This window comes from Shimia aestuarii (assembly GCF_022814865.1).
In the GTDB taxonomy this organism is placed as follows: Bacteria; Pseudomonadota; Alphaproteobacteria; order Rhodobacterales; family Rhodobacteraceae; genus Shimia; species Shimia aestuarii_A.
Genome location: NZ_JAKVRD010000012.1, coordinates 26,183 through 51,969 on the forward strand (window position 1 = coordinate 26,183; position 25,787 = coordinate 51,969).

At 59.7% G+C, this 25,787-nt stretch carries 23 protein-coding genes and 1 tRNA gene; 18 read left to right on the top strand and 6 right to left on the bottom strand.

The features are described from left to right. Window positions 1-3 precede the first annotated feature (3 nt). From leuD to MK745_RS12655, 3 genes are all read left to right on the top strand, one after another. Entirely contained in the window at window positions 4-609 is a 606-nt protein-coding gene (leuD, locus tag MK745_RS12645) for a 3-isopropylmalate dehydratase small subunit (RefSeq protein WP_243613665.1), read from the top strand. Window positions 610-955: 346 nt separating this feature from the next. After that, window positions 956-1,789, top strand: a complete 834-nt coding sequence (locus tag MK745_RS12650; RefSeq protein ID WP_243613666.1) for a hypothetical protein — start codon at window positions 956-958, stop codon at window positions 1,787-1,789. A gap of 107 nt (window positions 1,790-1,896) precedes the next feature. Beyond that, the gene (locus tag MK745_RS12655) at window positions 1,897-2,841 is read left to right on the top strand and encodes an endonuclease/exonuclease/phosphatase family protein (RefSeq protein ID WP_243613667.1); all 945 of its coding nucleotides are present in this window, start codon (window positions 1,897-1,899) and stop codon (window positions 2,839-2,841) included. Here MK745_RS12655 and MK745_RS12660 read toward each other — a convergent pair whose 3' ends face one another. Then, window positions 2,842-3,711: an NAD-dependent epimerase/dehydratase family protein gene (locus MK745_RS12660; RefSeq protein ID WP_243613668.1), complete on the bottom strand. Its 870-nt coding sequence runs from the start codon at window positions 3,709-3,711 to the stop codon at window positions 2,842-2,844. Between the two features lie 93 nt (window positions 3,712-3,804). On the opposite strand from MK745_RS12660, the gene MK745_RS12665 reads away from it, so the two are divergent. Next, window positions 3,805-4,698 (top strand): LysR family transcriptional regulator, encoded by an 894-nt coding sequence (locus MK745_RS12665; RefSeq protein ID WP_243613669.1) that lies wholly within the window; start codon window positions 3,805-3,807, stop codon window positions 4,696-4,698. Window positions 4,699-4,756: 58 nt separating this feature from the next. Continuing rightward, window positions 4,757-5,860 (top strand): 3-isopropylmalate dehydrogenase, encoded by a 1,104-nt coding sequence (gene leuB, locus MK745_RS12670; RefSeq protein WP_243613670.1) that lies wholly within the window; start codon window positions 4,757-4,759, stop codon window positions 5,858-5,860. Between the two features lie 2 nt (window positions 5,861-5,862). On the opposite strand, the gene MK745_RS12675 is transcribed toward leuB, so the two are convergent. Then, window positions 5,863-7,458, bottom strand: a complete 1,596-nt coding sequence (locus MK745_RS12675) for a Na/Pi cotransporter family protein (protein WP_243613671.1) — start codon at window positions 7,456-7,458, stop codon at window positions 5,863-5,865. A 127-nt stretch (window positions 7,459-7,585) separates the two neighbouring features. Here MK745_RS12675 and MK745_RS12680 point away from each other — a divergent pair. From MK745_RS12680 to MK745_RS12700, 5 genes are all read left to right on the top strand, one after another. Further along, window positions 7,586-7,662: transfer RNA gene (locus MK745_RS12680), tRNA-Pro, on the top strand. A gap of 247 nt (window positions 7,663-7,909) precedes the next feature. After that, window positions 7,910-9,184 (top strand): phosphoenolpyruvate mutase, encoded by a 1,275-nt coding sequence (aepX, locus tag MK745_RS12685; protein ID WP_243613672.1) that lies wholly within the window; start codon window positions 7,910-7,912, stop codon window positions 9,182-9,184. Beyond that, entirely contained in the window at window positions 9,184-10,329 is a 1,146-nt protein-coding gene (gene aepY, locus MK745_RS12690; RefSeq protein ID WP_243613673.1) for a phosphonopyruvate decarboxylase, read from the top strand. Before aepX ends, aepY begins: the two co-directional genes overlap by 1 nt. Next, entirely contained in the window at window positions 10,322-11,311 is a 990-nt protein-coding gene (locus MK745_RS12695; RefSeq protein ID WP_243613674.1) for a hypothetical protein, read from the top strand. Before aepY ends, MK745_RS12695 begins: the two co-directional genes overlap by 8 nt. 60 nt (window positions 11,312-11,371) lie before the next feature. Then, the gene (locus tag MK745_RS12700; RefSeq protein WP_243613675.1) at window positions 11,372-12,493 is read left to right on the top strand and encodes a THUMP domain-containing class I SAM-dependent RNA methyltransferase; all 1,122 of its coding nucleotides are present in this window, start codon (window positions 11,372-11,374) and stop codon (window positions 12,491-12,493) included. A 52-nt stretch (window positions 12,494-12,545) separates the two neighbouring features. Here MK745_RS12700 and MK745_RS12705 read toward each other — a convergent pair whose 3' ends face one another. Then, window positions 12,546-14,192, bottom strand: a complete 1,647-nt coding sequence (locus MK745_RS12705; protein ID WP_243613676.1) for a glucosamine inositolphosphorylceramide transferase family protein — start codon at window positions 14,190-14,192, stop codon at window positions 12,546-12,548. A 166-nt stretch (window positions 14,193-14,358) separates the two neighbouring features. On the opposite strand from MK745_RS12705, the gene MK745_RS12710 reads away from it, so the two are divergent. From MK745_RS12710 to MK745_RS12720, 3 genes are read left to right on the top strand one after another with little or no spacing between them, the layout of a single operon-like run. After that, entirely contained in the window at window positions 14,359-15,351 is a 993-nt protein-coding gene (locus tag MK745_RS12710; protein WP_243613677.1) for a hypothetical protein, read from the top strand. Window positions 15,352-15,379: 28 nt separating this feature from the next. After that, window positions 15,380-17,080, top strand: coding sequence for a cyclic peptide export ABC transporter (locus MK745_RS12715; RefSeq protein WP_243613678.1), 1,701 nt, complete (start codon window positions 15,380-15,382; stop codon window positions 17,078-17,080). A gap of 2 nt (window positions 17,081-17,082) precedes the next feature. Then, entirely contained in the window at window positions 17,083-17,856 is a 774-nt protein-coding gene (locus MK745_RS12720; RefSeq protein ID WP_243613679.1) for a Frag1/DRAM/Sfk1 family protein, read from the top strand. On the opposite strand, the gene MK745_RS12725 is transcribed toward MK745_RS12720, so the two are convergent. Genes MK745_RS12725 through MK745_RS12735 form a run of 3 tightly spaced genes read right to left on the bottom strand, consistent with a single transcriptional unit; the run spans window position 17,820 to window position 21,147 of the window. Next, the gene (locus MK745_RS12725) at window positions 17,820-18,437 is read right to left on the bottom strand and encodes a CDP-alcohol phosphatidyltransferase family protein (protein ID WP_243613680.1); all 618 of its coding nucleotides are present in this window, start codon (window positions 18,435-18,437) and stop codon (window positions 17,820-17,822) included. The two genes, MK745_RS12720 and MK745_RS12725, sit on opposite strands and share 37 nt — an antisense overlap. 11 nt (window positions 18,438-18,448) lie before the next feature. Then, the gene (locus MK745_RS12730) at window positions 18,449-19,987 is read right to left on the bottom strand and encodes a xylulokinase (protein ID WP_243613681.1); all 1,539 of its coding nucleotides are present in this window, start codon (window positions 19,985-19,987) and stop codon (window positions 18,449-18,451) included. A gap of 53 nt (window positions 19,988-20,040) precedes the next feature. After that, a complete protein-coding gene (locus tag MK745_RS12735) occupies window positions 20,041-21,147 on the bottom strand; it encodes a glycosyltransferase family 4 protein (RefSeq protein WP_243613682.1) in 1,107 nt (368 codons plus the stop codon). A gap of 89 nt (window positions 21,148-21,236) precedes the next feature. Here MK745_RS12735 and MK745_RS12740 point away from each other — a divergent pair, with 89 nt between their 5' ends. From MK745_RS12740 to glcE, 5 genes are all read left to right on the top strand, one after another. Then, a complete protein-coding gene (locus MK745_RS12740; protein ID WP_243613683.1) occupies window positions 21,237-21,986 on the top strand; it encodes a phosphocholine cytidylyltransferase family protein in 750 nt (249 codons plus the stop codon). Window positions 21,987-22,138: 152 nt separating this feature from the next. Then, the gene (rsfS, locus tag MK745_RS12745) at window positions 22,139-22,522 is read left to right on the top strand and encodes a ribosome silencing factor (RefSeq protein WP_411028169.1); all 384 of its coding nucleotides are present in this window, start codon (window positions 22,139-22,141) and stop codon (window positions 22,520-22,522) included. A 20-nt stretch (window positions 22,523-22,542) separates the two neighbouring features. Next, on the top strand, window positions 22,543-23,019 hold the full coding sequence (gene rlmH, locus MK745_RS12750; RefSeq protein WP_243613684.1) for a 23S rRNA (pseudouridine(1915)-N(3))-methyltransferase RlmH: 477 nt from the start codon (window positions 22,543-22,545) through the stop codon (window positions 23,017-23,019). A 161-nt stretch (window positions 23,020-23,180) separates the two neighbouring features. After that, window positions 23,181-24,620, top strand: coding sequence for an FAD-linked oxidase C-terminal domain-containing protein (locus MK745_RS12755; protein ID WP_243613685.1), 1,440 nt, complete (start codon window positions 23,181-23,183; stop codon window positions 24,618-24,620). Window positions 24,621-24,678: 58 nt separating this feature from the next. After that, a complete protein-coding gene (gene glcE / locus MK745_RS12760) occupies window positions 24,679-25,785 on the top strand; it encodes a glycolate oxidase subunit GlcE (protein WP_243613686.1) in 1,107 nt (368 codons plus the stop codon). The last annotated feature ends 2 nt before the right edge of the window (window positions 25,786-25,787 follow it).

Below are 25,787 nucleotides of genomic sequence, written 5' to 3' on the forward strand. Positions count from 1 at the left end.
GCAATGGAAAAGTTCCAGAAACTTCAGGGCGTGGCGGCCCCCATGCCGCTGGTCAATATCGACACGGACATGATCATACCGAAGGTCTTCCTCAAGACGATCAAGCGGTCCGGACTTGGCGTGAATCTCTTCGACGAGATGCGCTATGATCGAGAAGGAAACGAGATCCCTGATTTCGTTCTCAACAAGCCGCAGTATCGCAATGCCGAAATCCTGGTTGCCGGAGACAACTTCGGTTGTGGTTCGAGCCGGGAGCATGCTCCTTGGGCAATCGCCGATTTTGGGATCAAATGCGTGATCTCGACCTCGTTCGCGGACATCTTCTTTAACAACTGCTTCAAGAACGGCATCCTCCCGATCGCTCTGCCGCAGGAACAAGTCGACCTCTTGATGGAAGATGCGGAGCGCGGCGAGAACGCCCGCATGACAATCGACCTTGAAGCGCAGGAAATCACGACCTCGGACGGTCAGGTCATTCCGTTTGACGTCGATACTTTCAAGAAGCACTGCCTTCTGAACGGACTCGATGACATTGGTCTGACCATGGAAAACGTATCGGCAATTGACGCTTTCGAGGCGAAGGCAGAGGCAGAGCGCCCCTGGGCCTGAAATAGTTATTCCAGTCGAATGTGCGATGGGGCGGCTTGAAATATGGCCGCCCTTCTTTGTCTTGTGTGAATGAATGCCGGGTAAATCGAAGAGTTCATGTCGTCCTAGCTATGACCAAAGTGCGATATGCGCTTGACGAGCAAGACTATTTTATTGGTGTAAACGAGCATCACTTCGCAATCGACAGGGTGCTGGTTTCTGCAACTCGGAAACTAGGGCTTGAGCCACGGTGGGAATAAAGGCAAGATTAAGGCAAGAATGAGGCGCCCCGTCTGAGCAGGCGGGATCAAGTTGGAACAAGCTCTCGGCAACGTATCGTGAGTGTCCAGTTTGAAGGAAAAGAGTTGTGGTCGGAAAACTGATTAGCGCATTGACGCGCGCAGTCCTTATGGCGTTGCTTTTTGCGACGCCTGCGCTCGTTCTGCCGAATGTCAGCACGGACTCGATCCACATCGTCGTCCTGTTCTCGCTCTTTGCCGGTGGCTTGATCCTTATCGAGTATTTCTCGACCTATCCAAGTATTGTCGAGTTCCGCTACGCACCGCCGTTCAATCGGCTCCGCTTCATCGCGCTCTACCTCACGGTCTTCACGCTTTCGATTGTCGCGCGTGGGCAGTATGAGCCCAATGCACTGACTGGTTTCTTGCGAACGCTCGGTGTGATTGTTGGGGATGCGATCGACTTTCCCTATTCCCCAGTGCGGCTCATGGTCATCATGTTGCCGGACAACGCGTCTGCAAACCTTGTTATTGCAGTTCGCACGGCCTCTGGCATTGCCTATCTCGTCTCACTCGCAACCTTGACGGTCTTCTTCTTCTACGTCCGTATTCTTGGCTGGCCTGCGCGCAATGGTGCCTTCAATGTCTGGGTTAACTTGCCTCTGTTCGATCCGACCGCTGGTGGTGATGTCCTTCCGCGTCTGCAACGGGATGGGCGTCTTAACATTGCGTTAGGATTCCTTATGCCATTCCTTATTCCAGCGATCGTTCAGATGATGTCGGACCTTGTCGACCCGATCTATCTCGACGATCCGATGACATTGATCTGGACGATAAGCGCATGGGCCTTCATCCCGGCAAGTCTGATCATGCGCGGCATGGCCATGGGGCGCGTCGCAGAGATGATCAACGAGAACAGGCGGCGTGCATATGCCGCTGCTCAGGCCATGCACGCCGCCTGATATTCGCGTTTTCTGTCGCGATTTGGGGGCTGGCACATACGGCTTTTGCTGATGTGCTTCGGATCGCGACCTTTCAGACAGAACTATCCCGAGATGGCCCCGGTCTTATGCTGCGCGATATTCTGAGGGGCGATCCGCAAGCGCGTGCCGTGGCGCGTGTGTTGGCGCATGTCCGCCCCGATATCGTTGTATTGCAAGGCATTGACTATGATGCTGCGGGACGTGGTTTGCAGGCTCTGAGGGAAACCGTTGCCGAAGAAGGGTTGCTGCTTCCCCATCAGTTCGCCTTGCGCCCAAACACAGGGATGGCCACTGACCTTGACCTGAATGGCGATGGTCGCAGGGGCGGACCACGAGATGCGCAAGGATACGGTCGTTTCTCTGGGCATCGTGGCATGGCGATCCTATCACGGTGGCCCATAGATCAGAGCGAGGTAGAGGACTTTAGTCGTCGGTTGTGGAGGGATATGCCCGGAGCGCAGTTACCCCGATGGCCGGATGGTCGCCCCTTCCCATCTAGTGAAGCACAAGCCCTGCAACGTCTTTCGAGCGTGGGGCACTGGAATGTCCCGATCCATATTCCGAACGGGGGAAAGCTGCGGTTTCTCGTGTTTCACGCGGCGCCACCCGTTTTCGATGGGAAAGAGGATCGGAACGGGTTGCGCAATGCGGCAGAAATCCGGTTCTGGCTGCACTACCTCGATGGCGTCTTTGGTGACCCCGTCCAAGAGCGTTTTGTGATTGCGGGTGTCGCGAACATCGACCCGACGCGCGGGACGGGTCGACGGGAGGCGATACAAAGCCTCCTGAAAGATCCCCGCTTGCAGGACCCAAGGCCTTTGTCCGGGTTTGCTCAAGCCAATACCGTTAATTGGCCGGAGCCTGAGCCTGGCGACATGCGGGCCAGCTATATTCTCCCATCCCACGATTGGAACATTCTCGGCTCAGGTGTTTTCTGGCCTGCTCCAGATGCGCCTATAGCCGAGTTGCTTTCCTACAAGGACATAGACGCGAGCCACCACAGGATCGTTTGGGTCGATCTTGAGATGTAGCTATGCGCTGCGCAAATGTGCCGTTGCGCGGGAGAGCGCTTCTTGAATCGGCGTCGCTTTGAAATCCGGCAGCAAGGTGTCGAAACGGCTTCCATCAAGTTGGTGGGGCATGTTCCAAAGGTATCTCATCTCGGCGAGGCATTTCCCCATCTTCCAGAATGGCGCAGCAAGTTGGATAGGAAGCCAATTCATCTGATGAACGCGGATCGGCCGTTCAGTGATGGCCTCAAGATTTGAGGCGATGTCTTCGCCACTCAACTGATAGCCGGGAAAGAGCACTTCCTCGGCGCCCGATGGGAAATCGGGTTTCTCTGCGAGCAAGACCGCCGCGCGAGCAAGATCGGGCAGATAGGCCCAAGCGTGGGGAATCCCCGCCTTGCCGGGATAGGTCAATTTCCCGTTGTGAAGTGACTTGACCATGATCTGATCGAACCAGTTGCCCGAGGGCTCGGTGTCGATGAAATCGCCAGCGCGTAGGAAGAGAACGGGTATACCGCTCTCGCGGTATGCATGCTCCATTTCGATGCGGATGCGGCCGAGTGGGTTTGTCGCGTTGTGAGGTGTTTCTGCCATCAGGATCGAAGGGCTTCCATCGCCATAGACATAGACGTTCGCCGGTATGATGACGGTCGCGCCCGTTGCCTGTGCTGTTTCAATGATGCGCCTATGAAGTTCTGGAACTTGCTCTGCCCAGTCCGGATAGGCGGGGTTCCAAGCTGCGACGATCACGTCACAGCCTGTCGCCGCTTTCAGTAGGTCATCCTTGCGCCGATCGAATGCTCTTACGGTCCAACCTGCATTCAAAAAGGCGATTGCGGCGTGGCGCCCAAAGCGACCGTGCCCACCAAGAACCAACACTGTCTTTGTCATCTGCTTTCCCCATCTCCGAGTTCACTACAAGAATGAGGCATTCTATTGTGGAGGTGAATTGCCAATTTTTGTCGATATGATATTCACCAATGAATGGATAATTTGAAGAATATCGACTGGTCTCTCGTTCGCACCTTTCTCGCTGTGGCAGAAACGGGGTCTCTGACGGCAGCGGCGCACAAGCTGGGGTCAAGTCAGCCAACGGTCGGTCGGCAGGTTCATGCGCTAGAGGCGCTTTGCGCCGCAGAGCTGTTTCACCGACACGCCCGAGGATTGGAGCTAACGGATCTCGGGGCGGCGCTTTTGCCAGAAGCGCACAAGATGCACGATGCAATGAGCACCTTCTCAATAATGGCCGCGGGGGCGAGCCAAGCACACGCGGGGGTGGTTCGGATCACGACGAGCGTTTTCATGGCACAATATGCTCTACCACAGATTGTCGCTGATATCCGGCGCGCCGAACCGGATATCCAGATTGAACTTGTCGCGACGGACAGCACGGAAAACCTTTTGTTCAGAGAGGCCGACATTGCCGTGCGTATGTACCGCCCGACACAGCTCGACATGATCGCGCGTCATCTCGGCGATATCTCTCTCGGTCTTTTCGTGAGCGAACAGTATGCGCAGCACAAGGGGCTTCCCAAGACACCGGATGACCTCGAGCACTTCGATCTGATTGGATACGACCGGAACGAGCTTATGATCCAGTCAATGCGTGAAGCCGGTTGGCCTGTGACGCGAGAATGGTTCAACGTGCGATGTGACAATCAAAGCGCCTATTGGGCGCTCGTGGTTGCAGGCTGCGGAATCGGTTTCTGTCAGAGCAACATCGCAAGGTCCACGCCTGGAATGGTGGAAGTGCTGCCGGGCTTGCCGATACCAGATCTGCCTGTCTGGTTAACTGCGCAGCAGACGATGCGAAAAACCCCCCGTGTTTCCCGCGTTTGGGACTTGCTCGTCGATGGGCTTGCCCCCTTCATTTCTTGATCTTCTCGCCGTCTGCCGATAGGGCAACAGCAAGTAAATTCATCAAGGACGGAAACCCATGAGCAACCCATCCCTTCTTATCCTTGCCGGTGACGGTATCGGCCCCGAAGTTATGGCCGAGGTGCAGCGCATTATTGGCTGGTTCGGCGACAAGCGTGGCCTCAATTTCGATGTCAGCGAGGACCTCGTGGGGGGCGCAGCCTATGATGCACATGGCGTACCATTGCATGACGATACGATGGCCAAAGCTCAGGAAGTTGACGCAGTGCTGCTTGGTGCTGTGGGCGGTCCGAAATACGATGTGCTGGATTTCTCGGTCAAGCCGGAGCGTGGCCTTCTTCGCCTTCGCAAAGAGATGGACCTCTTTGCCAACTTGCGCCCCGCACAGTGTTTCGACGCCTTGGCAGAGTTCTCTTCGCTCAAGAAGGATATCGTTTCTGGTCTCGACATCATGATCGTCCGCGAGCTGACTTCTGGGTCTTACTTTGGCGAGCCGCGGGGTATTTTCACCGAGAACAACGAGCGCGTTGGGATCAATACACAGCGCTATACCGAGTCTGAGATTGATCGCGTCGCGCGCGCGGCCTTTGAGCTTGCCCGGAAGCGGAACAAGAAACTCTGCTCCATGGAAAAAGCGAATGTCATGGAATCTGGCATTCTCTGGCGCGACGTCGTGACCGAGGTACATGCTGACTATCAGGACGTAGAGCTTTCGCACATGTACGCTGACAATGGCGCAATGCAGCTTGTGCGCGCGCCGAAACAGTTCGATGTGATCCTAACGGATAACCTTTTCGGCGACTTGCTGTCTGACTGCGCCGCTATGTTGACCGGGTCGTTGGGCATGCTGCCTTCGGCGTCGCTTGGCGCTCCTATGGAGAACGGACGTCCGAAAGCGCTCTACGAACCGGTTCACGGCTCGGCCCCCGATATCGCAGGCCAAGGCAAGGCGAACCCGAGTGCGTGTATCCTGAGCTTCGCCATGGCATTGCGCTATAGCTTTGATCAGGGCGGCGAGGCAGATCGCCTTGAAGCGGCGGTTGAGAAAGTCCTCGCTGATGGCGTGCGCACGGCCGACCTGATGCAGGCAGACGGCGGCACACCGGTGTCGACTTCCGAAATGGGCAGCGCAATCATCGCCGCGCTCGACGCGAGCCTCTGAGTCTAGACCCCCTCGGTCCCCACCGGGACCGAGGGAAAGCCCTGCCGTGCGACCGTTTGGTAGTGCGCGACGCGCTCGGCGTGATGAAGGCTGCGCTCTAACCACCGCATGGCATCGGTGTGTGCGAAGACTTCTTTTAGGTTGTAGATCCCGGCGTGTTCTCCAAGGAGCAGGCCCCTTCGGTGCTTGTTCTTTCGATGTCGCACCAAGTCGTGCAGTCGGCCTAACCTCGCTGCCTCTTCGCCAAAATCCTGTTCGTTTGCTAACCGACGGAAAACGGCACCTACCGCAAGTGTCGGGCGCTTGAGCATGGGGTCCTCTATCAGTTCTTTTGGATGAGCGGTTTGTCCCGCCCGATTCAACAGGCGTACCATATGGTCTGTTTGATGTAGCAGGGCAGAGAACGTGCGCTCTTCGTCTGCATTCTCTCGGTCAGGCCGAATATGCGAAAGATAGTCCTCCAGTTCTGTCAGAGCATTTGAAACAGGTGCAAGAGCGGCAATGGCCCGATAGTCCGGTTGCGTCTGCATGGCTTTGGACAAAGCATCGAAAAGCTTGCGCGAGATTATCTCAGTAGCGGCTTGCGCGCCCACCAGCGCAGCGTCGGAGTGCTTGAGTAGGTTCTTGTCTAGCTCGATAATCAGATGTGTCTCTTCAAGGGGGACGAGTTTGGAAACAACCGCTGCGAAACGCGGTGTCAAAGGCAGAAAGAGTACCGTGCCCGCGATGTTGAACCCAGTATGAAACAGGAGAAGCGCGGTTAGTGCATCGTAGTGTTCTGCAACCGAAATTAAGACAGGCGCCGAAAGCGCCAAAAGCGGCAGTGCAAGCAAGGCTGTGACACAGTTAAAGATGAGGTTCGCCACGGCCGTTTGTCTCATGGCGCGAGAACCACCAATCGAGGCAAGGATGGCGGTAAACGTCGTGCCTATGTTCATGCCGATGACAAGGCCGACAGCTTGGAACAAGCCGATTACCTCTCCTTGGAGCATCACAAGCGCCAAAGCCATAGCTGCGCTTGAAGACTGCATCACGATGGTCAGGGCGAGCCCAACAAAGATCAGAAAGAGGAAGCCTCCCACGCCATGTCCCTGAAGTAGGCTCGGTGTCACCGTGCCGCTGAGGTCGGCAAGTCCGGTTTGCATGAGGTCCAAGCCGATGATGAGCAGGCAAAGCCCCGAAACAACCCGTCCAAGGCGTTCTGAGGTGCCACGCCCAAGCAGACTTAGCAGACTTGCAGGCAATAGAAGCGCGAATGCGACGTTCTCGAGATTGAGTTTGAAACCAATGAACGAGACCAGCCAGCCGGTCATCGTGGTGCCGATATTGGCGCCGTATACGATCCCGAGGGCTTCTCCCAAAGTTAGGAGGCCCGCACCGACGAAGCCGACCGTGAGAACCGTTGTGGCGCTCGAAGACTGAATGATCGCCGTCCCCAATGCACCCGTCACCACACCACGCAAGGGGGTCGTAGTGAATCGAGCGAGCAACGTTCGAAGTCGGGATCCCGTTGCATCGCGTAGCGCACGTGTCAGGATTTCCATCCCGACGAGAAACATCCCAACTCCACCTAAGGCGTAGAAAAAGTCTTCAGACATGCTCTGTTCTTTTTTCCAAGTCTGACCCAAAGACAGATGCTCTGCAAGAAGACCTGAAAAACACCGCTCTTTCCACCAAAAGGCGCTTGCAAAAGGCATTCCTTAAGGATAATCCACGCGCCACGGTCGGAGTGTAGCTCAGCCTGGTAGAGCACTGTCTTCGGGAGGCAGGGGTCGGAGGTTCGAATCCTCTCACTCCGACCAAATAAACAAGGCGCCTTCGGGCGCCTTCTTGTTTCTAAGATAATGTAAGTACACCTCTTTGCGCGCTCGGGCTATCTAAGTTCGCGGCATTGATCTCTTCGCAAAGGTGCAACGGGCTTCAACGTGCGAAATCGGAAGCCTTGTTCTGGATATTCGCATGAGACGCATGTTGCGTCGCCTGCCAAGATACTGTCAAATCCGAAGAAATTTCGAGGGGGCAGGTCATTTGATCGAAGTATACGTCAGCATGACGATGGAAATTCTTCACAACGGGCATTTGAAAGTCCTGAAGGAAGCAAAGCGACATGGACGTGTGACCGTCGGTCTCCTGACGGATGCCGCTCTTGAGAACAAGAAAGCACTGCCGCTTTTGTCTTTTGAACAGAGGCGGGAAATTCTCGAGTCCCTCGACTGTGTCGATGCAGTGATTGCGCAGGATACTTGGGGGTTCGATGCTATCCTTGAGCAGTACAAGCCAAACGTCTTTGTGCACGGGGACAAATGGGATGGTCCGTTGCAGGGGATGCGCGACCGCGTGATAGAACAGCTCAAAAGCTATGGTGGGCAATTCGTTGAACTCCCCTATAGCCATGAATTTGATACCGGCAGTATCGCGCCACAAATGACCGCGGCGCTTGCCTCTCCTTATGCCCGGCAGAAAGCATTTCGCCGCCTCCTAGAGTCGCAGAGGTTGGTGCGTATCCTCGAGGCTCATAGCCCTTTGGCAGCGCTCATCGGGGAGAACATGCAAGTCGAACGTGATGGCAAGATCCTTCAGTTCGACGGGTTCTGGTCGAGTTCCTTGACCGATAGTACGGAAATGGGCCTGCCGGACATCGAAGCGCTCGACGTGTCGCGACGCTTGCAGAACATAGACGAGATTTATGAGGTCACGACTAAACCTCTGGTGATGGACGCAGATACAGGCGGCAAGCCCGAGCATTTCGAACTGCGGACGAGAACGATGGAGCGTATGGGCATCGCCGCGGCCATCATCGAGGATAAGACGGGCCTCAAGAAGAACTCCCTTCTAGGTACGGACGTGCCCCAGACGCAGGCCGACGTGTCTGAATTCTGTGAAAAGATCCAAGCCGGAATCGAAGGGCAGAAATACAATGGCTTGATGGTTATTGCCCGGCTCGAAAGCCTCATTCTTGGAAAGGGTGTCGATGATGCCCTGATGCGCGCGGATGCCTACGTCAGTGCTGGCGCGGGGGCGGTCATGATCCATTCCAAGGAAAAGGAACCAGACGAAGTCTTCGCCTTTACCGATCAGTTCCGAAGAACGCACCCTGATGTGCCGATTGTTGTCGTGCCATCATCCTATAACCGCGTGAAGGATCATGAGTTGCAGGAGCATGGGGTCAAGGTCATCATCTACGCCAACCACATGCTCCGTGCCTCCTACAAGGCGATGGAGAAGGTGGCGCGGGCGATTCTGGCCAATGGGCGCACCGCTGAAATCGAAGATGATATCATCTCGATCAAACAAATCCTGAAACTGATACCGGGCACCACGTAATGCTAGATGCCGAGGAATTCCTCGCCGACCTTTCGGCATTGGGCGTAGAGCGCTTCTTTGGCGTGCCAGACTCTCTTCTCAGCAGCCTCATTGTTGGCCTCGAGACGCGGGCGGCGCATGGACGTTGCCGGTTCGAAGTCACGGCAGATGAAGGGGCGGCAGTCGGACTTGCAATTGGCAGCTATCTCGGGAGCAAGGTTCCAGCTGCCGTATTCATGCAGAACTCGGGTCTCGGCAACGCCGTCAACCCGCTGACCTCGCTTGCGCACGACAAGGTCTACGGCATCCCAATGCTGCTCCTCGTTGGCTGGCGTGGCGAGATGACTGCAGAGGGTCAGCTTAAGGACGAGCCGCAGCACGTTTTCCAAGGCGAGATTACCTGCAGCATGCTTGAGTTGCTTGATGTGCCCTACGCCGTGATCGGAACCGACGATGAGGCTGAAGGGGTGCGAAAACAGGTGGCCGACCTTTTGAGCCTCTCCGAATTGCAGAGCAAACCCGTGGCGCTTGTGATCCGCAAGAACACGTTCGCTCCAGCGCAGAAACCCGTAGACCAACAGACCACCCTTCCAACACGCGAAGATGCCATCAAGACAGCACTTGACGCTTTGGGTGCGACCCCGGTTGTTGCAACAACCGGCAAAATATCTCGCGAGGTCTACGAGATTCAGCAGGCCAACAGCATTGGTGGTCCGTCTTTTTTGTCGGTCGGAGGTATGGGGCATGCGGTCATGATCGCGACCGGTTTGGCCATGAGTATACCGGGGCATAAAGTGGCCTGTTTCGACGGAGATGGGGCCGTGCTCATGCATGCCGGAAGTCTTGCGACCTCGGCGCGTCAGGACAACCTTGTCCATATCGTCTTTAACAACAGGGTGCATGACTCTGTCGGTGGTCAAACCACGGCGGGACCAGATGCGACGTTGAGCGACCTAGCCACAGCGCTCGGTTATGGGAGTGCGGTACGGTTGACCTCGCTGGAAGAGATCAGGCCTGCTCTGTCCAGGGCGCTCGCATCAAGTCACGCAAGCCTTCTAGAGATCATGGTCGCACCCGGTGCGCGATCCAATCTCGGACGCCCCAAAGCCACGCCATCTAATAGTAAGCTCGCCTTTATGGATATGCTTGGACCAAGAAATGACTGATATGCTCTCTGCGGCGCGGATCGCCGCCTACAATACCGAGAAACCGCTCTTCACGGCGGGCCCTGCAAGCCTTGTCTATGAAAACGTGGCGGCCTTGCGCCCTTGTTTCGGGCGCGGAGACCAAGCCTTTCTAGATAGCTACGCGCGCGTGCTCGACATGGTGTCCAAGTTGGCCGGGCAGGACAAGACAGTGGCTATGCAAGGTTCGGGTACAAGCGCGATCGAGGTCATGATTGCCAATTTTCTCTATGGCAAGGTGCTTGTGGTCGACTCGGGCTACTATGCGCAACGCTTGCACATGATCGCCGAAAGCCGTCGCAAGCGGGACGGGTTTATTCGCAAGATAGACATTGTGAACTGGCAAGAGATCGACCATGTGGGTGGCTCCTATGATTGGGTCCTCGCTGTCTACACGGAAACCAGCGAAGCCACGCTCGTTCCCATTTCTGGCCTTGCAAATCTGGTGCGTCGGGTCGGCGGCAAGCTTGCCTTGGATGCGACGGCGTCTATCGGGCTTGAAACCGGGCACGACGCTGCAGATGTCACTGCGTTTAGCTCTTGTAAGGGGCTTTTCGGCCTGACCGGAGCCGGGTTCATTTCCTATTCTTGCGATGCGGAGAATGCGGTCGAGGACATGATCGCCGATCTTTCGACTTATGCCGACAAGAAAACGACAGGCCCGTACCATGCGATCCTGTCTCTCGAGCCTGTTCTGGAAAACCACGCCGATCACCGTGAAGCTGTTGTCATCAACAAGCGGGTCTTTTGTGACCGGTTCAGTGACCATCTGCTCTACAGTGCAGAGCAACAGCCTTTGCTTTGTACGGCGCTCGATGTGGGGATACGGGCAACGGATTCTCAAGCGGTGCTCTACGCTCCTCGCCAAACACGCGCGGCGAGCATCACATGCCATATCGGTGAGGTCCATCTTGGTGCGCGGGCAGAAGGCAAGATCGTCGACCTCCTCGAGGTCGCGACCTAGATGCTGCCAATCGTTCAGGGGTGGGTCGCGCCGGGGCGGCTTGTGCTTTAGACAGTCTCTATGAAAAACGAACCTCTTTTCGAGATATTCCTGCAGGCGACGCCGGGTCTGGAAGTTGTGTTGCGTGACGAAGCCGTCGAGGCGGGATTTCGCAAGCCCAAGGCAACCGCCGGTGGCGTGCGATTCCGGGGGCGTTGGAGCGATGTCTGGCGCGCCAACCTCGTGCTGCGCGGTGCAAGCCGAGTGTTGGTGCGGATTGCTGCGTTTCAGGCTATGCATCTGACGCAACTTGAGAAACTGGCTTCAGAGCTGCCGTGGAATAGGTACCTGCGCGCGGACGTGCCGGTGCGGGTGGAGGTGACGACGCGGCGGTCGAAGATTTATCATGCGGGGGCGGCGCGGGAGCGGGTGGAGCGGGCTTTGGGGAGCCGTGGTCTTGCGCTGAGCGAAGACGCAGCGGTCTCGGTCCGTGTCAGAATTGAAGAGAACCAATGTGTCTTCTCGCTCGATACCTCGGGCGAGCTTCTGCACAAGCGCGGCTACAAGGAGGCCGTGGCCAAGGCGCCAATGCGCGAGACCCTGGCGGCGCTTTTCTTGCGCGCGGCTGGCTTTGACGGGGCGGAGCCGGTGCTTGATCCGATGTGTGGCTCTGGGACGTTCGTGATCGAGGCGGCGGAGATGGCAGCAGGGCTCGCGCCGGGGCGGGCGCGGTCCTTTGCCTTTGAGCATCTCGCGACGTTCGACGCCGATGCATGGGCAGAAATCCAAGCGGAGTTAGAGACAAAAACAGTCTCTAACAAAGGGAAAACGCGCTTTATTGGCTCTGACCGAAATGCCGGTGCGATCGATGCGGCGCGGGCCAACGCTGCGCGCGCCGGGGTCTTGGAGCAAACCAATTTCGACGTGCGCAGTGTCGGTGATCTTGAGCGGCCGGAAGGGCCTGCGGGGCTTGTCATTGTGAACCCGCCTTACGGGGCGCGGATCGGGGACAAGCGGGGATTGTTCGCGTTGCACAGCGCCTTGGGGCAGCGGTTGAAAGAGCATTTCCAAGGCTGGCGCGTGGGGATTGTCACCACCGAAGAGAGCCTGGCGCGGGCGACGGGGTTGCCGTTTGAGCCGCCCGGTCCGCCGGTTGCGCATGGCGGTCTGAAGGTGCGTCTCTACCAGACGAAACCGCTCTGAATCCAACGTCGGTATTGCGTCTGTATCGCGGTGGTGCGGATTTCGCGCACGGTTAGTGCCGGGTGCGCTGATCCCAGATGATCGTATCACCAAGGCGGGTCAGGTGATGCACGCCTTCACCCTCTGACATCTCGAGGCCGGGAGGCGTCTCGGCCGGGCGTTCCTCGAAGGCCTCGGGGGTCAGGGTGACGATCTCGCGGAATGCCATACCCTCGCCATAGTACGCGGTGCTATCTTGAACAGCGCGTAGGAGGCGTCCCTCGTGACGGAATACGCCGCCGGCGTTGCGCCCGGTGCCGCCACGGGCGGTGACGTCATGGCCCTTCTCGTTGATCGGGTGGGCGATCCAGTCGCCATTCACGGGATCGTCGCTATGGAAGATGGCGAGGTATCGATACATCCCGCCCGGGCAGGGGCTTTCGAGGGATGTCAGGAGCCAGAAGCGTCCGTCGTGTTCGAAGAGGACGCTATCGGCGGCATTCACATCCCAGAGGATGACGCGGTGGCGCTGCCATTCGGCGGGGAAATGGCTACAGCGCCAAAGCTCCAGCCGTCCGTTCTTGCCGGTTTCGGGAAGCATGTAGAGTTCTCCCTCGTGGCGGAACAGGAAGGGAAAGGAGGTGTGCACGCCGGGATCGAGCACCGGAATTGTGCGGCCCTGCGGATCAATCAATGGCAAGGCCGAGAGCGCGGCGCGGTCATCGAAATAGTTCAAGTCTTCGAAGAAGGCCCACAGGATGCCGTTCTCCTCGATGAGGAAGGGGTCGGCGTAGTAGTGCCCGAAGGGAGCCTTGATTGTCTGCGTGGGACCGTCGCCTGTCTTGTAGTGGAGGATGAATTCCTCTTTGTACATGCGCCAGAACGGATTGTGGTCGAGATGAAAATCATCGAGACGATAGAGGAACTGATCGATGCGTTTGTGCAGGCGGTAATAGGCGCGGGCGAGAAAACCGGCCCAGAGAGGGAAATCCGGTTTGAGCTTGTTTCGGGTCGAAAGCAGGCGGGTTGGGCGGCCCGAACTAATATCGACATCTTCTTCGGGCAGTACGATCTCGCCGCGACAGACCGGCCCGGCAATGAGAGCGTTCATGACGGCCTGATCGTTCATATGCCGTTCGATGCGTTGCGTCGGGCGGATGGTTTCGAGGTCGCGGGCATGGTTCGCCCAGTCCTCGACGAGCGCACGAATGCGGGGGGCTGTGGCGTCGAGCCCCACGATCCCAGTCACGCATTCACGCATGCCCCAAGTCCAGCGTGGAGCGCCAAGCCGGTCGAGCACCTCGGGATTGCAACGTTCCTGTATCGGGGCCTGTCCGCGCAAGAGATAGAGACCGTTGTCGCGCACGTGGGCGAGCATCGCATCTGGCCGGGTGAGCGGGATATTTGCGCTATCCATCCAGATCACGGGCCCTTGGGCGGCGGCGACCTCGCGCCAGATCACCTCGGGCTTCCACGCGTAATTGCCGTGATGCGGCGGGTAATGCGGCGGAAGGGTCTCGAAATCGAGGGTTTCCCAGCGCAGCCATGGGAAATGTTCGGTCAGAGAGGTGCGTTGCGCCAATGTCATGCCGAGATCGTAGACCACCCATTGCGCATCCCGCGTCCAGCCTTTGCGGTGGGCTGCGCCAAAGAGTTGGTGCAGGCAACGCGCATAGCGCGCGTCGGCGCCGGTCACGTAAAGGGGGTGGGGGTCTGTCATTCCGGTTTTCCACTCTGTCTGAGGTTACTTAACCGGGTTTTTGCCGGGTTTGCCAGTTCGTGGTTTGCCTAAGGCGCGGTGACTGTTAAAGCCCTTGTCCTGAAGCGTTCTGCCAGACCCTGAGACTTGGTTTTGGGCAAAACGCTTTTGAAAGAAGGAAGTCGGTATGAGCCTGGCCATTGGCGTTATCGTGGGGATTTGCGGGTTGGCCGTGCTCGCAGGGGGGGCATGGTATGTGCATCACCTGTTCGAGGGAGAGCGCTATGTCCGAGATCGGCTCCGTGAGCGGCGGTTGGCCGGGGCGAGCCTTGCCGAATGGGACGCGCGCTGGGCCTTGGTCGAGGACAAGGCGGATGTTGTTGTTAGCCTGACCACGATCCCGAGCCGGATTGGCGTCATAGACCACGCGCTCAAGGGGCTTCTCGACCAGAGTCGGCCGCCAAGAAAAATCGTTCTCAATGTGCCGTACCGGTCGTTGCGCGAAGATTGCGCCTATGAGGTGCCAGAACATCTTGAAGGATTGCGCGGCATCGAAATCCGGCGCTGTGAGGATATGGGCCCCGCGACCAAGGCGATCCCGACCTTGCTTGCCGAAGAGGCGGATCAGGTCGTGATGGTGGTCGACGATGACCGGATCTATCCGCGCGATGCCGTGGAGGGGATCGAGAAGGCGGCGGCGGCGCTTCCCGATTGTGCGGTTTGCTATGCGGGGTGGACCGTACCGGAAACGCTTGTGGATGCGCCGACGACGATCCGAAGCAATCTTTTCATGTTGCCGCCCGCGCCATTGCGGGGGACGCGCCTTCGTGTGCCGCGCGAGACCGACGTGCTTCTTGGGGTGTTTGGTTATGCCCTGCGGCCCCGGTTCTTCGATCTCGCGGTGTTGGCGGATTTCTCCGATATCCCGCGGGCCTGTTTCTTCGCCGACGATGTGCGCACGAGCGCGCTATGTAAGGCCCCGAAGATGGTCGTGCCGACCCGCGGTCTAAGCTTTATTCCGCGCAAGGATTGGGGGCAGTTGCAGGATACGGCGCTTGGCCACATCAACGCGGGCGATGGCAGCCTCGAAAACCGCTCGAACACCATTGCGATCCGGCACTACGCAGAGCGGTGGCGCGTCGGTGGTCCATCTCTGGCCAAGGCGCGGGAAACCCGGTAGCGTCAGCGACAAAAGACGAGGTTCATTGGTGAGCAAATCCCTATCCGATCTAGTGGCGAACAGCTCGCGCCCTGATAGCGCGCTTGAGCGGCGGCGCACGGTTCTACGCTATCTTCTCGTGACAAGTGGGGTTGTGCGGGATCCGATTATCGTTCTGACCTTTCTCAGCAGCCTGTCGCGCACGGGGTTGATGTATTCGATCAACGAAACCGCGCGCACTGCGGAGGACGGGATCAGCTATTGGGCGCTTGGAATTATCGCCTGTGCGCTGGCGATGTTGTTCTTCGGCTATGTGCTTCGGATTCGTCTCCACAAGCTCATCACGCGGGTGCGCGAGGCGACGCGAATCCGGCTTGCACGGACACTTTTGCGGGCGGATATCGATTTCCTGCAGTCGAGCCCGCACGGGCAGGTTCATAGCGCGATCACCCACGAGGTTGACCAGATGTCGGGGGCGATCGTCAACGTGGTCGAGACCGTTGAGGCGCTCGTGATCGTGATCTTTGTCGTACCTTACCTGTTCTGGATCAGCTGGACTTCGGGGATGGCGACCGTGGCGGCGATCACGGTGGGTACACTCGGCTATCTGTTCTTCGACCGTCCGGCACGTCGTAGCATGTCGATTGCGTCGGATGCGCGGGGGCGGTTCTTTGACCGAGCGCGCGATCTGTTGTCGGGATGGAAAGAACTCCGCCTGCGCAGTGCGCGGCGCAAGGCGCTTGAGGCAGAGACGATCGAAGTCATCGGCGAGGTCACGCAGCACACGATTGCAGCTGAAAAATACTATGCCGCAAGCAACGCGATCGGGCAGGCGGCGGTGGTGCTTCTTCTATGTTTCGTGGTGATCGTGATTCCGCTTTTGCCGGGTGGGGGCGTGGCAGTGATGTTCCAGGTGCTCACGGTGATCTTCCTGACGAGCGGCCCCATCGAGATGATGTTTGGCGCTTTCCCGGTTCTGAGCCGGGCGGAGCATTCCTACTATCGCATTCAAGCGGTGGAAGAGGCGCTTCTCAAGGCGCAGTCCTCTGCGCTTGATGGTCCGGTCGAGGTTCCGGACGGGTTCAAGGAAATCCGTCTCGAACAGATCGCGGCGCGGGTTGGCGAGGATGATGGTCATGGCGGAGAAGCGTTTCAGCTTGGCCCGGTCGACCTCACGTTCACCCCTGGCGAGACAGTGTTCATCTGTGGCGGCAACGGATCCGGCAAGACGACGCTTCTTGATATCATCACAGGCTTGCGGCATCCCGATAGCGGCGAGGTGCGTCTTGATGGCGTGCCGCTCGACGCGGAAAGCCGCGCGTCGTATCGTGAGCTGTTCTCTTCGGTGTTCAGCAGCTTCCATCTTTTCTCGCGGGCCTATGGTCTTAAGGCGGAAGAGCTTGACCAGTTGCAGAAGCGCGTTGGGGAGCTCAACCTCTCAGGGCGCGTGACGATCCTCGAGGACAAGTTTTCGACGCTGGCGCTTTCGGCAGGGCAGAAACGCAGGCTCGCGCTTTCAGTGGCGCTTGCCGAACGCCGCCCGATCATCGTTCTTGACGAGTTCGCCGCCGACCAAGATCCGGCGCACAGGGCGTTCTTTTATGATGTCCTGATTCCTGAGCTTTCTAAAGGTGGACAACTCGTGATCGCGATCACCCATGACGACCACCAGTTCGATAAGTGCGATCGCCTTATCAAGATGGCGGATGGGAAGGTCGAGAGCGTCACCAAACCGCGGCAGGTTGCATAAGCATGGCGCAGACGGTCACGCGACAGACCGCGCGCCTCATTGCGCTTGCCATGGTGGCGACGGGTTTCGTGATCGTGGCGGTCAATGTCCTGATTTATTGGGCACGCGCCCTCTATGCGGTCAATCATCCAGAGTATGTCGCGCTTCAGCCCGCAACGATCAGCCAGACCCTGTCAGATGCCTATATCGGGCCGTTTTTCGCGACATGGATGCTCGTCTGTGCGCCGATCCTGTTTCTTGGGGTCGCGCTTCTCGTGTGGGCGGCGTGGGTCGAGTTTCGGCGTTCGAAGCTTGGCACAGCGCCTGAGATGCGTCGCATCCAGATTCTGTCGGGGCTTGTCGTCCTACTTCAGGCGGGGGCATCCGTCGGGATGGTGATGCTGAGCCACTTCCGGTTTCCAGACAATCACGTCCTGCACATGCAGGGGTCTTATCTTTTCTTCTTTTCGCAGGCCTTTGTGATCGTGGTCGGAGAGATGCTCTCACGTGCCTATGCGAGACAGCCGGACGGGGCGAGCTTTCTCAGCGATGCCGGGGCGCGCCTGCGTCGTTGGTATGTTTGGGTGCCAATTGGTCTTGGGGTGCTGTACCTGTCGCTTTTCGTGCTCAAGGGGTATGACCTCGGCGCGATCTATGACGCGGCCTATCTCACCTATACGCTCACCGAGCCGGTGTTGCTCACGTCATTCCTTGGCTATGTTCTAACCTATCATTTTGATATGGGGCAGGCGCTTTGGGCCTATTTGCGGTCGCGGTCGAGCGCCAAGAGCATCTGAGCGGCCCGGCGGGCGCGTTGCAGTGCCGTAACATGGGCGAGGATCGCGAAGAGCGCGAGGCCGTAGACGACGATGCGATCCGAATGGGCCGAGAGGATGCCCGCGAGGACGAGCATCCCGCAGAGAAAGATCACCCGTTCCATACGTTCGAAAAAATCCGGCCAGTTGTCGTTGTTGATCGGGGTTTCGATCGCGGTGCGGGCCTTGGCGTAGCTTGTGAAAACGCTTCCGGCGAGGGCGAACATCGCCAGCGGCCAGGCGTCATGCATATAGCCGAGCGTCGCGAGCACGATCAGTTCCTGGTAGCGGTCCACCATCGCATCGAAATAGCCGCCCCGGCGCGAGCGCATGTCACGGCGGCGGGCCACGGCCCCATCGAGGGCATCAAAGACGAAGGCGAGCGCGAGCGTCAGGCCATAGACCACGGGCATCGTGTGCCAAAGGTAGAGGCCGGAGACGAGGGTCACGAGGACCAGACCCGCGAAGGTGACCTGGTTCGGGGTCATGCGGGCACGCACGAGGGGCGTCGCCATCGCTTCCCAAAGCGGGTCGATCTTGGATTTGATGAGGCCGTCGATCATGGCGGGGCTTTCTACGGATAGCTCTTGAGGATGTGGCGGCGAATTTTCTCGAGGCGCGCATTGCGGGCGGCGAGGGCTTCGACACGGGCCGGATCGGGGGCGAAGACGCCGGTGGTCCGTGTGCGCAGGGTTGCTGCCGCGTCGCGCGCCGAGGCGGCCCAGCCGAGGGTTTTCGCCGCAAGGGTCGCCGTGCCAAGGACACCGGCGTGCCGGGCTTCGCCGACCCAGACCTCGCGGTTGAGCGCATCGGCAACCGTTTGGGCAAAGGCGGCGTTGGCCGCGACGCCACCGACCATCGAGATAGGGCCGTCCTTATGGATCGCGCGTTCGCGCATCAGTTTGCCATAGGACCAGCGCAGGTTCAGTGCGACCCCTTCGAGGGCGGCGCGGCGCAGGGCGCAGGCATCATGGTGCAGCGCAAGCCCATGGAACACGCCGCGGATCGCGTCATTGTCGACGGGCACGCGTTCGCCCGCGAGCCATGGCAGGAAGAACGGGTCGTCCTCTTGTGGCGCTCCCATGTTGTCAAAAGCGCCTTTGAGGGCTTCGCCTTCGGTTTCTCCACCGCTCACACGGACCGCCCATTCGAGGGCCGATCCGGCGTTCTCTTGCGAGGCGATGAGGAGCGGGCGGTAGGCGAGGCTCGAGGTCAGGGTGGCGTAGGAAGACGCGACCGAGAGCACGCGGCCCGGCATGAAGCCAGCGATCCAGCAACTTGTCGCGGCGGCGATATGGAGCGCGCCATCTGCGACCTGTCCAGACCCGAGGGCGGCGGCCGTCACGTCGGATGTGCCGCCAAGGACGAGGGTATCGGGGGCAAGGCCGAGGTCTTCGGCGGCTTGTTTGGTCAGGGGGCCGAGCACCTCTTCGCCATCGACCATCTCGGGCATCCGGTCGAGCGCGATACCGGTCATGGCAGAGAGCGCGGGGGACCAGCCTTCTTGGCCTGGGCGGGTGTCCATAAGCCATGTGAGGTTGGCGCTTTCGGGGCATGTGGTAAAGCGGCCCGTGGCGCGGTGCAGGAGCCAATCTTTGACGTCGAGGATCCAGCGCGTCTGGCGGTAGATCTCGGGCTCTTGCGACTTGATCCAGAGGATCTTGGCCGTGGGGTCCATGCCGTTGCGCGCGGGCGCGCCGTTGGCGATGCGGAGCCAGCGGGCGAGCTTGTCGATGCGGTAGCCATGCGCCGAGGGGAAACCACCGATCATGGCGCGTCCGGTTTCGGCAGCGCGTTTGTCGAGCCACGTCAGGCAGGGGCGTAGCGGGGTGCCTTGTTCGTCGGTGCAGATGACGCCGCAAAGCTGGCTAGAGAAGACGAGCGCAGCGGCACGGTCGCGCAACGCAGGCACCTCGTCGCGCAGGGTTGCCAAGGCGCGGGCGAGGGCGTCCCACCAATCGGGGGGGCTTTGTTCGGCGATGCCACCGGTCGCAAGCGAAAGCGGGTAGGTTTCTGTGGCGCGGGCGAGGAGCCGAAGATCGTCATCAACAACCCCGACCTTGACGCCGGATGTGCCGAAATCGGCGGAAATCACGAGATCGCCCTTCGGCACGGGAGAAATCCTTTCAGTCTTATCTTGCGCGCAAGCTTGCATGGAACCGGGCCTCAGGCAAGCGCTGCGCGGTAGAGTGAGAGGTAGTCGGGCCCCAGCGCCGACACATCGAACTCGGCGGCGCGGGTGGCGCACCAATCGCGCAGGCGGGTGTGTTCGACCGGATCAGAGGCGAGAGCGATGATGCGTTCGGCCAAAGCCGAGGCGTTGCCGGGCGGCGCAAGAAGTGCCGTGCCTTCGCCGCTGAGAACGGAGGCATAACCGGCGTTTTGAGCTGCAATAGGGACTGTTCCGGCGGACATGGCTTCGATCAGGACGAGGCCAAAGCTCTCGCCGCCGCGGGCCGGGGCGACGAACAGGTCAGCGCCGGCGATCAAGGCGCGCGCGGCGGTGGCATCGGGTGGCGGCAGGAAGCGGATCGAGGGAAAGGGCGCGGCGCGGTTGCGCAGATCGGCCTCGAGTGCGCCACTCCCCGCGATTGTGAGCGTTGCGCCGGGGAGGGCGGCGGCCACTTCCGGCCAGGCCTCGAGAAGCACTTGCACGCCTTTGCGCTCTTCGAGGCGCCCCATATAGACGATCTGCGGTGCATCACGCCGCAGAGGCATGTCGCGCTTTGCGGCGCGCCAATCGGAGAGATCGATCGTGGGCGGCAGGATCAACGGAAGGGGGGCTGCGCCGCGCCGTTGCCATTGGTCCAGCGGTGCACGGGAGGGCACGACAACCCGAGACACACGGGCGTTGAAATAGTCACCGGCCTTGCCGAGCGCCCAGGTCAAGGGATCGAACCCACCTTCGGGCAGCGTTGCGTGAAAGGTCGCCACGGTGGGAAGGTTGAGCGCGCGCCAGACCTGCCATGGCAGGAGCGGCGTCCAAGGTGTGTGGAGGTGCACCACATCGGCGCCCCAGTCCTGCAAGGTCTCGACCGCAGCGGAGATTTCCGCGCGGGTTGCCCGGGTCAGCTCAAAACGGGTGCCGTGCACGGAGATATTGCGCACACGCCCAAGCGTGAGCACATCCGGCGCGGCATCCCCTTCGCCGGGCGGGGCCACAATGCGGACTTCGTGGCCCGCGGCCCCACACCAGCCTGCAAGCGCACGGATATGGGATTGCACGCCGCCGGGGCGGGTCATGGCATAGGGTGTGATATGGACGATTTTCATGCGCGCCGCGAGAGCCCCAACTTGCGAATGAAATAGCCTTACCATAGGGTTAACCCTGTATTCGAGGGCTTTCGGAAGGGCTTCTTAAAATGAGCGAAGTGAGCGCGCTGATCGTAGCGGCAGGGCGAGGTATCCGCATGGGATCGCGCGGGGAAATGACACCGAAAGGTCTTTTGGAGATTGACGGCACGGCGCTTGTTGCGCGCTCGGTTGCTCTTCTCAAGAAAAGTGGGGTCAAGCGGGTGCGGATCGTGACCGGCCATCTTGCCGAGCAATATGAGGCGGCCTTTGGCGATATGGAGGGCGTTGACCTTGTTCATAACCCTGCGTTTGCGACGACAGGCAGCGGGCTTTCGATGATGACCGGGCTTGCAGAGATGGCGGGGCCGGTCCTCCTTTTGGAGTCCGATCTCGTCTATGAGGCAGCGGCGCTTGGCTCTTTGCATCAGGGCGAGTCGTGTATCCTTGTGTCGGGCGAGTCCAATGCGGGCGATGAGGTCTATATCTGGACGCGAGAAGGGGCCGATGGCGGACCTGTCTTTGACATGATGTCGAAGAATATCGCGGCAGTGGAGGCACAGCACTTTGGCGAACTGGTCGGAATCAGCCGGTTTACGGCCGAAGATACGGAGCGACTCAAGGCGGCGGCGGAGACAGTCCTAGAGCAAGATCCCAAGGCGGACTACGAGGAGACCGTGATCCACATGGCAAGAACGCAGGATATCGCCTGTCGCAAGATCGAGGATCTGGCATGGAGCGAGATCGATAGCGAGATCATGTATGCCCATGCTCTCAAAGAGGTTTGGCCAAAGATCGTTGCGCGGGACGGCGCGCGATAAGGCGAAGACCCGCCGTTTTGTGACCCGAAAAGCACAACATGTCGCAGTGCCATTGAGCCGGGGCAGGCGGAATGCTATCTTGAAAACATGCCCGGCACCGGGGCGGATCGGTGCGCTATAAGGAGGGCAGATCTCTGTCTCTGAATTCTGACGTGGCTCCAGCCGCTGATACCGGGCCCGACATAGCGGGCGCCACCGAGGGTGCGACCAGCGACGCTTTGCTCGCGCGTATCCTCACCTCACTCGACGACGACAAGGCCGAAGATATCGTGCAGATTGATCTGCGCGGCAAATCGGCCATGGCGGATTACATGGTAATCTGCTCTGGCCGCTCTACGCGGCAGGTCGCGGCGATTTCGGAAAAGCTTATTGATCGGATCAAGTCCGAGTTCGGGCGGCTTTCCAAGGTCGAGGGTAAGGAAACCGGCGATTGGGTGCTGATCGACACGGGGGACGTGATTGTTCACGTTTTCCGGCCAGAAGTGCGCGAGTTCTACCAGATCGAAAAGATGTGGCTACCGGGCGGCACCGCCTGATCCACGTCGAAAGGTAAGACATGGCGCTTGGCGTGCATATTTGCGCGGTGGGTCGGCTACGGTCCGGTCCGGAGCGTGATCTCCTTGATGACTACCTCAAACGGTTCGACCGCACAGGGCGGGGCCTCGGCCTTGGCCCTGCGACGGTGCATGAGGTCGAAGACAAGAAGGGCGGCGGCATGAGCGCCGAGGCGCCTCTTTTGGAGGGGGTGATCCCCAAGGGCGCGGTGATCTGTGCCCTTGATGAGCGCGGCAAGCTCATGTCCTCGCCCGAGTTTGCCGACATGCTTGCCGGATGGCGGGATATGGGGCGCGGCGACGTGGCCTTTGTGATTGGCGGTGCGGATGGGATTGATCCGGGCCTACGGGCACAGGCGGATGCCAAGCTCTCGTTTGGCAAGATGGTTTGGCCGCATATGCTTGTGCGGGTGATGCTTGGCGAACAGCTTTACCGCGCGGCGTCGATTCTCGCGGGCGCGCCGTACCACCGGGTCTGAGGGGCCAGCCCCTCTTGGGCCTTTGGCCCAATTCACCCCGGGATATTTCCAGCAAGAGGAAGGGTTTGCAGGTCTGCGCGCGGCGTGGTGCCTCGTTTGGGCTTGCCTGATGGTGGAATTGGTTATATTTCCTTACCAATCCTAAGAGAGCGGAGCCCGCCATGCAGATGCCAGCCCCCAATCAGGCCATTCTTGCCCGCAAAGAGCGGATCGTCGCGCGGCTGCGTGGTGTTCTTCCCAGCGATGCAGTGATCGACGACGAGGCCGAGACGCGCGCCTATGAGTGCGATGCGCTGACGGCGTATCGGTGCCCGCCTCTCGCGGCGGTTCTTCCTGCAACAACCGAAGAGGTCGCGGCGGTGTTGAAGATTTGCCACGAAGAGGGCGTGCCAGTCGTGCCGCGCGGGGCGGGGACATCGCTTGCCGGAGGGGCGATGCCAACGGCGGATTCGATCATCCTTGGGGTGGCGCGGATGAACGAGGTTCTTGAGACCGACTATGAAAACCGATTCATCCGGGTGCAAACCGGGCGCACGAACCTCAGCGTGTCGGGCGCGGTGGAGGAAGACGGGTTCTTCTATGCGCCCGACCCGTCCTCGCAGCTTGCCTGCGCCATCGCGGGCAATATCGCGATGAATTCTGGCGGCGCGCATTGCCTGAAATATGGGGTGACGACAAATAACCTTCTCGGTGTCACGATGGTGATGATGGATGGTGAGATCGTGGAGATCGGCGGCGCACATCTTGATGCAGGTGGCCTTGATCTTCTCGGGTTGATCTGTGGCTCCGAGGGGCAATTGGGCGTGGTGACGGAAGCGACGCTGCGCATCTTGCGCAAGCCCGAGGGTGCGCGACCTGTGCTTATGGGGTTTGATAGCAACGAAGTCGCCGGGGAATGCGTGAGCGACATTATCAAGGCAGGTATCCTGCCGGTCGCGATCGAGTTCATGGATCGGCCTTGTATCCGGGCGACGGAGGCGTTTGCCGGGGCGGGCTATCCCGATTGCGAGGCGCTCCTGATCGTGGAAGTCGAGGGCAGCGAGGAAGAGATCGACGCCCAGCTCGCGCGGATCATGGCGATCGCGCGGAAGCATAACCCGGTCGAACTCCGTGAGAGTGGTAGCCCTGAAGAAAGCGCGAAGATCTGGCTTGGGCGCAAATCGGCCTTCGGGGCGATGGGGCAGATCAACGATTACATGTGCCTCGATGGCACGATCCCTGTTTCGCAGCTTCCGTATGTGCTGCGACGGATCGGGGAGATGTCGAAAGAGTACGGGCTCGACGTGGGCAACGTGTTCCATGCGGGGGACGGCAACATGCACCCGCTGATCCTCTTTGATGCCAACAAGCCGGGTGATCTTGAGCGGTGCGAGGCGTTCGGGGCGGATATCCTGAAGCTTTGTGTCGAAGTTGGTGGCTGCCTGACGGGAGAGCACGGGGTCGGGATCGAAAAGCGCGATCTGATGGTGGATCAGTATGCGCCGGAGGACCTTGAGATACAGATGGCGGTCAAGGACGTGTTTGACCCTAGCTGGCTCCTGAACCCGGCAAAGGTCTTTCCGCTCGCGGCGAGCGAAGCCCGGCGGATGGCAGCGGAATAGGGGGCTTTGCCCCCGGCCTTGCGGCCTCCCCCAGAGTATTTTTCCAGAGAAGAAGCCTATGACACCTGAGACTGAAGCGGCACTGGCCGAGATCGTGAAAAGCGCGGAGGGGCCGTTGCGGATTGTCGGCGGTGGCACGCGGGATATTGGCGCGCCGGTCGTGGGCGAGGCGCTCTCGACGGCGGGGTTGAGTGGCGTGACGCTCTATGAGCCGGGCGCGCTCACGCTTGTGGCGCAGGCGGGGACGCCTGTGGCCGAGATTGAAGCGGTGCTTGCGGCGGAAGGCCAGCGCCTTGCGTTTGAGCCGATGGATCACCGTGCGCTTCTTGGCACCGACGGGACGCCGACGATTGGCGGGGTCGTGGCGGCGAATGTTTCGGGGCCGCGGCGAATCCAAGTTGGGGCGTGCCGGGATTCCCTTTTGGGTGTGCGGTTTGTCGATGGCATGGGGTGCGTGCTCAAGAACGGCGGGCGCGTGATGAAGAATGTGACGGGCTATGACCTTGTGAAGCTCATGGCCGGGTCGTGGGGAACGCTTGGCGTGTTGAGCGAAGTATCTTTGAAGGTTCAGGCGGTGCCGGAGGCGGAGGCGACGCTTGTGGGGCGCGGGATGGAGGCCGGGGCGGCGGTCAAGGTGCTCTCTGCTGCGCTTGGGTCGCCTTATGATGTCAGCGGTGCGGCGGTCTCCGGCGATGCGGCATTGGTGCGGCTTGAGGGGCTTGGGGATTCTGTTTCCTACCGGGTGAAACGCCTCTTGGATGCCGCGTGCGCAGGCTGGGAGGTTGTTGAGGGCGAGGCAAGCGCGGCGCTTTGGCGGGATGTTCGCGATGTGACGTCCTTTGCCGGACGCGCAGGCACGGTCTGGCGCGTTTCGGTGAAGCCATCAGACGGCCCGGCGCTTGTCGCGGCGCTTGGCGGGCCGGAGGCAATCCTTGATTGGGGGGGTGGCCTTGTCTGGCTCTTGGTCGAAGAGGATGCGGCGGCACGGGTGCGGGCAGAGGTCGCGCGGCTTGGCGGTCATGCGACGCTTGTACGGGCGCCGGATGCGATCCGCGCGACGATCCCAGCATTTCAGCCGGAGGCGGCACCACTTGCGGCGATCAGTCGGGGCCTGCGCGAGAAGTTTGATCCGCGCGGCATTCTTAATCCGGGATTGATGGGGTAGGC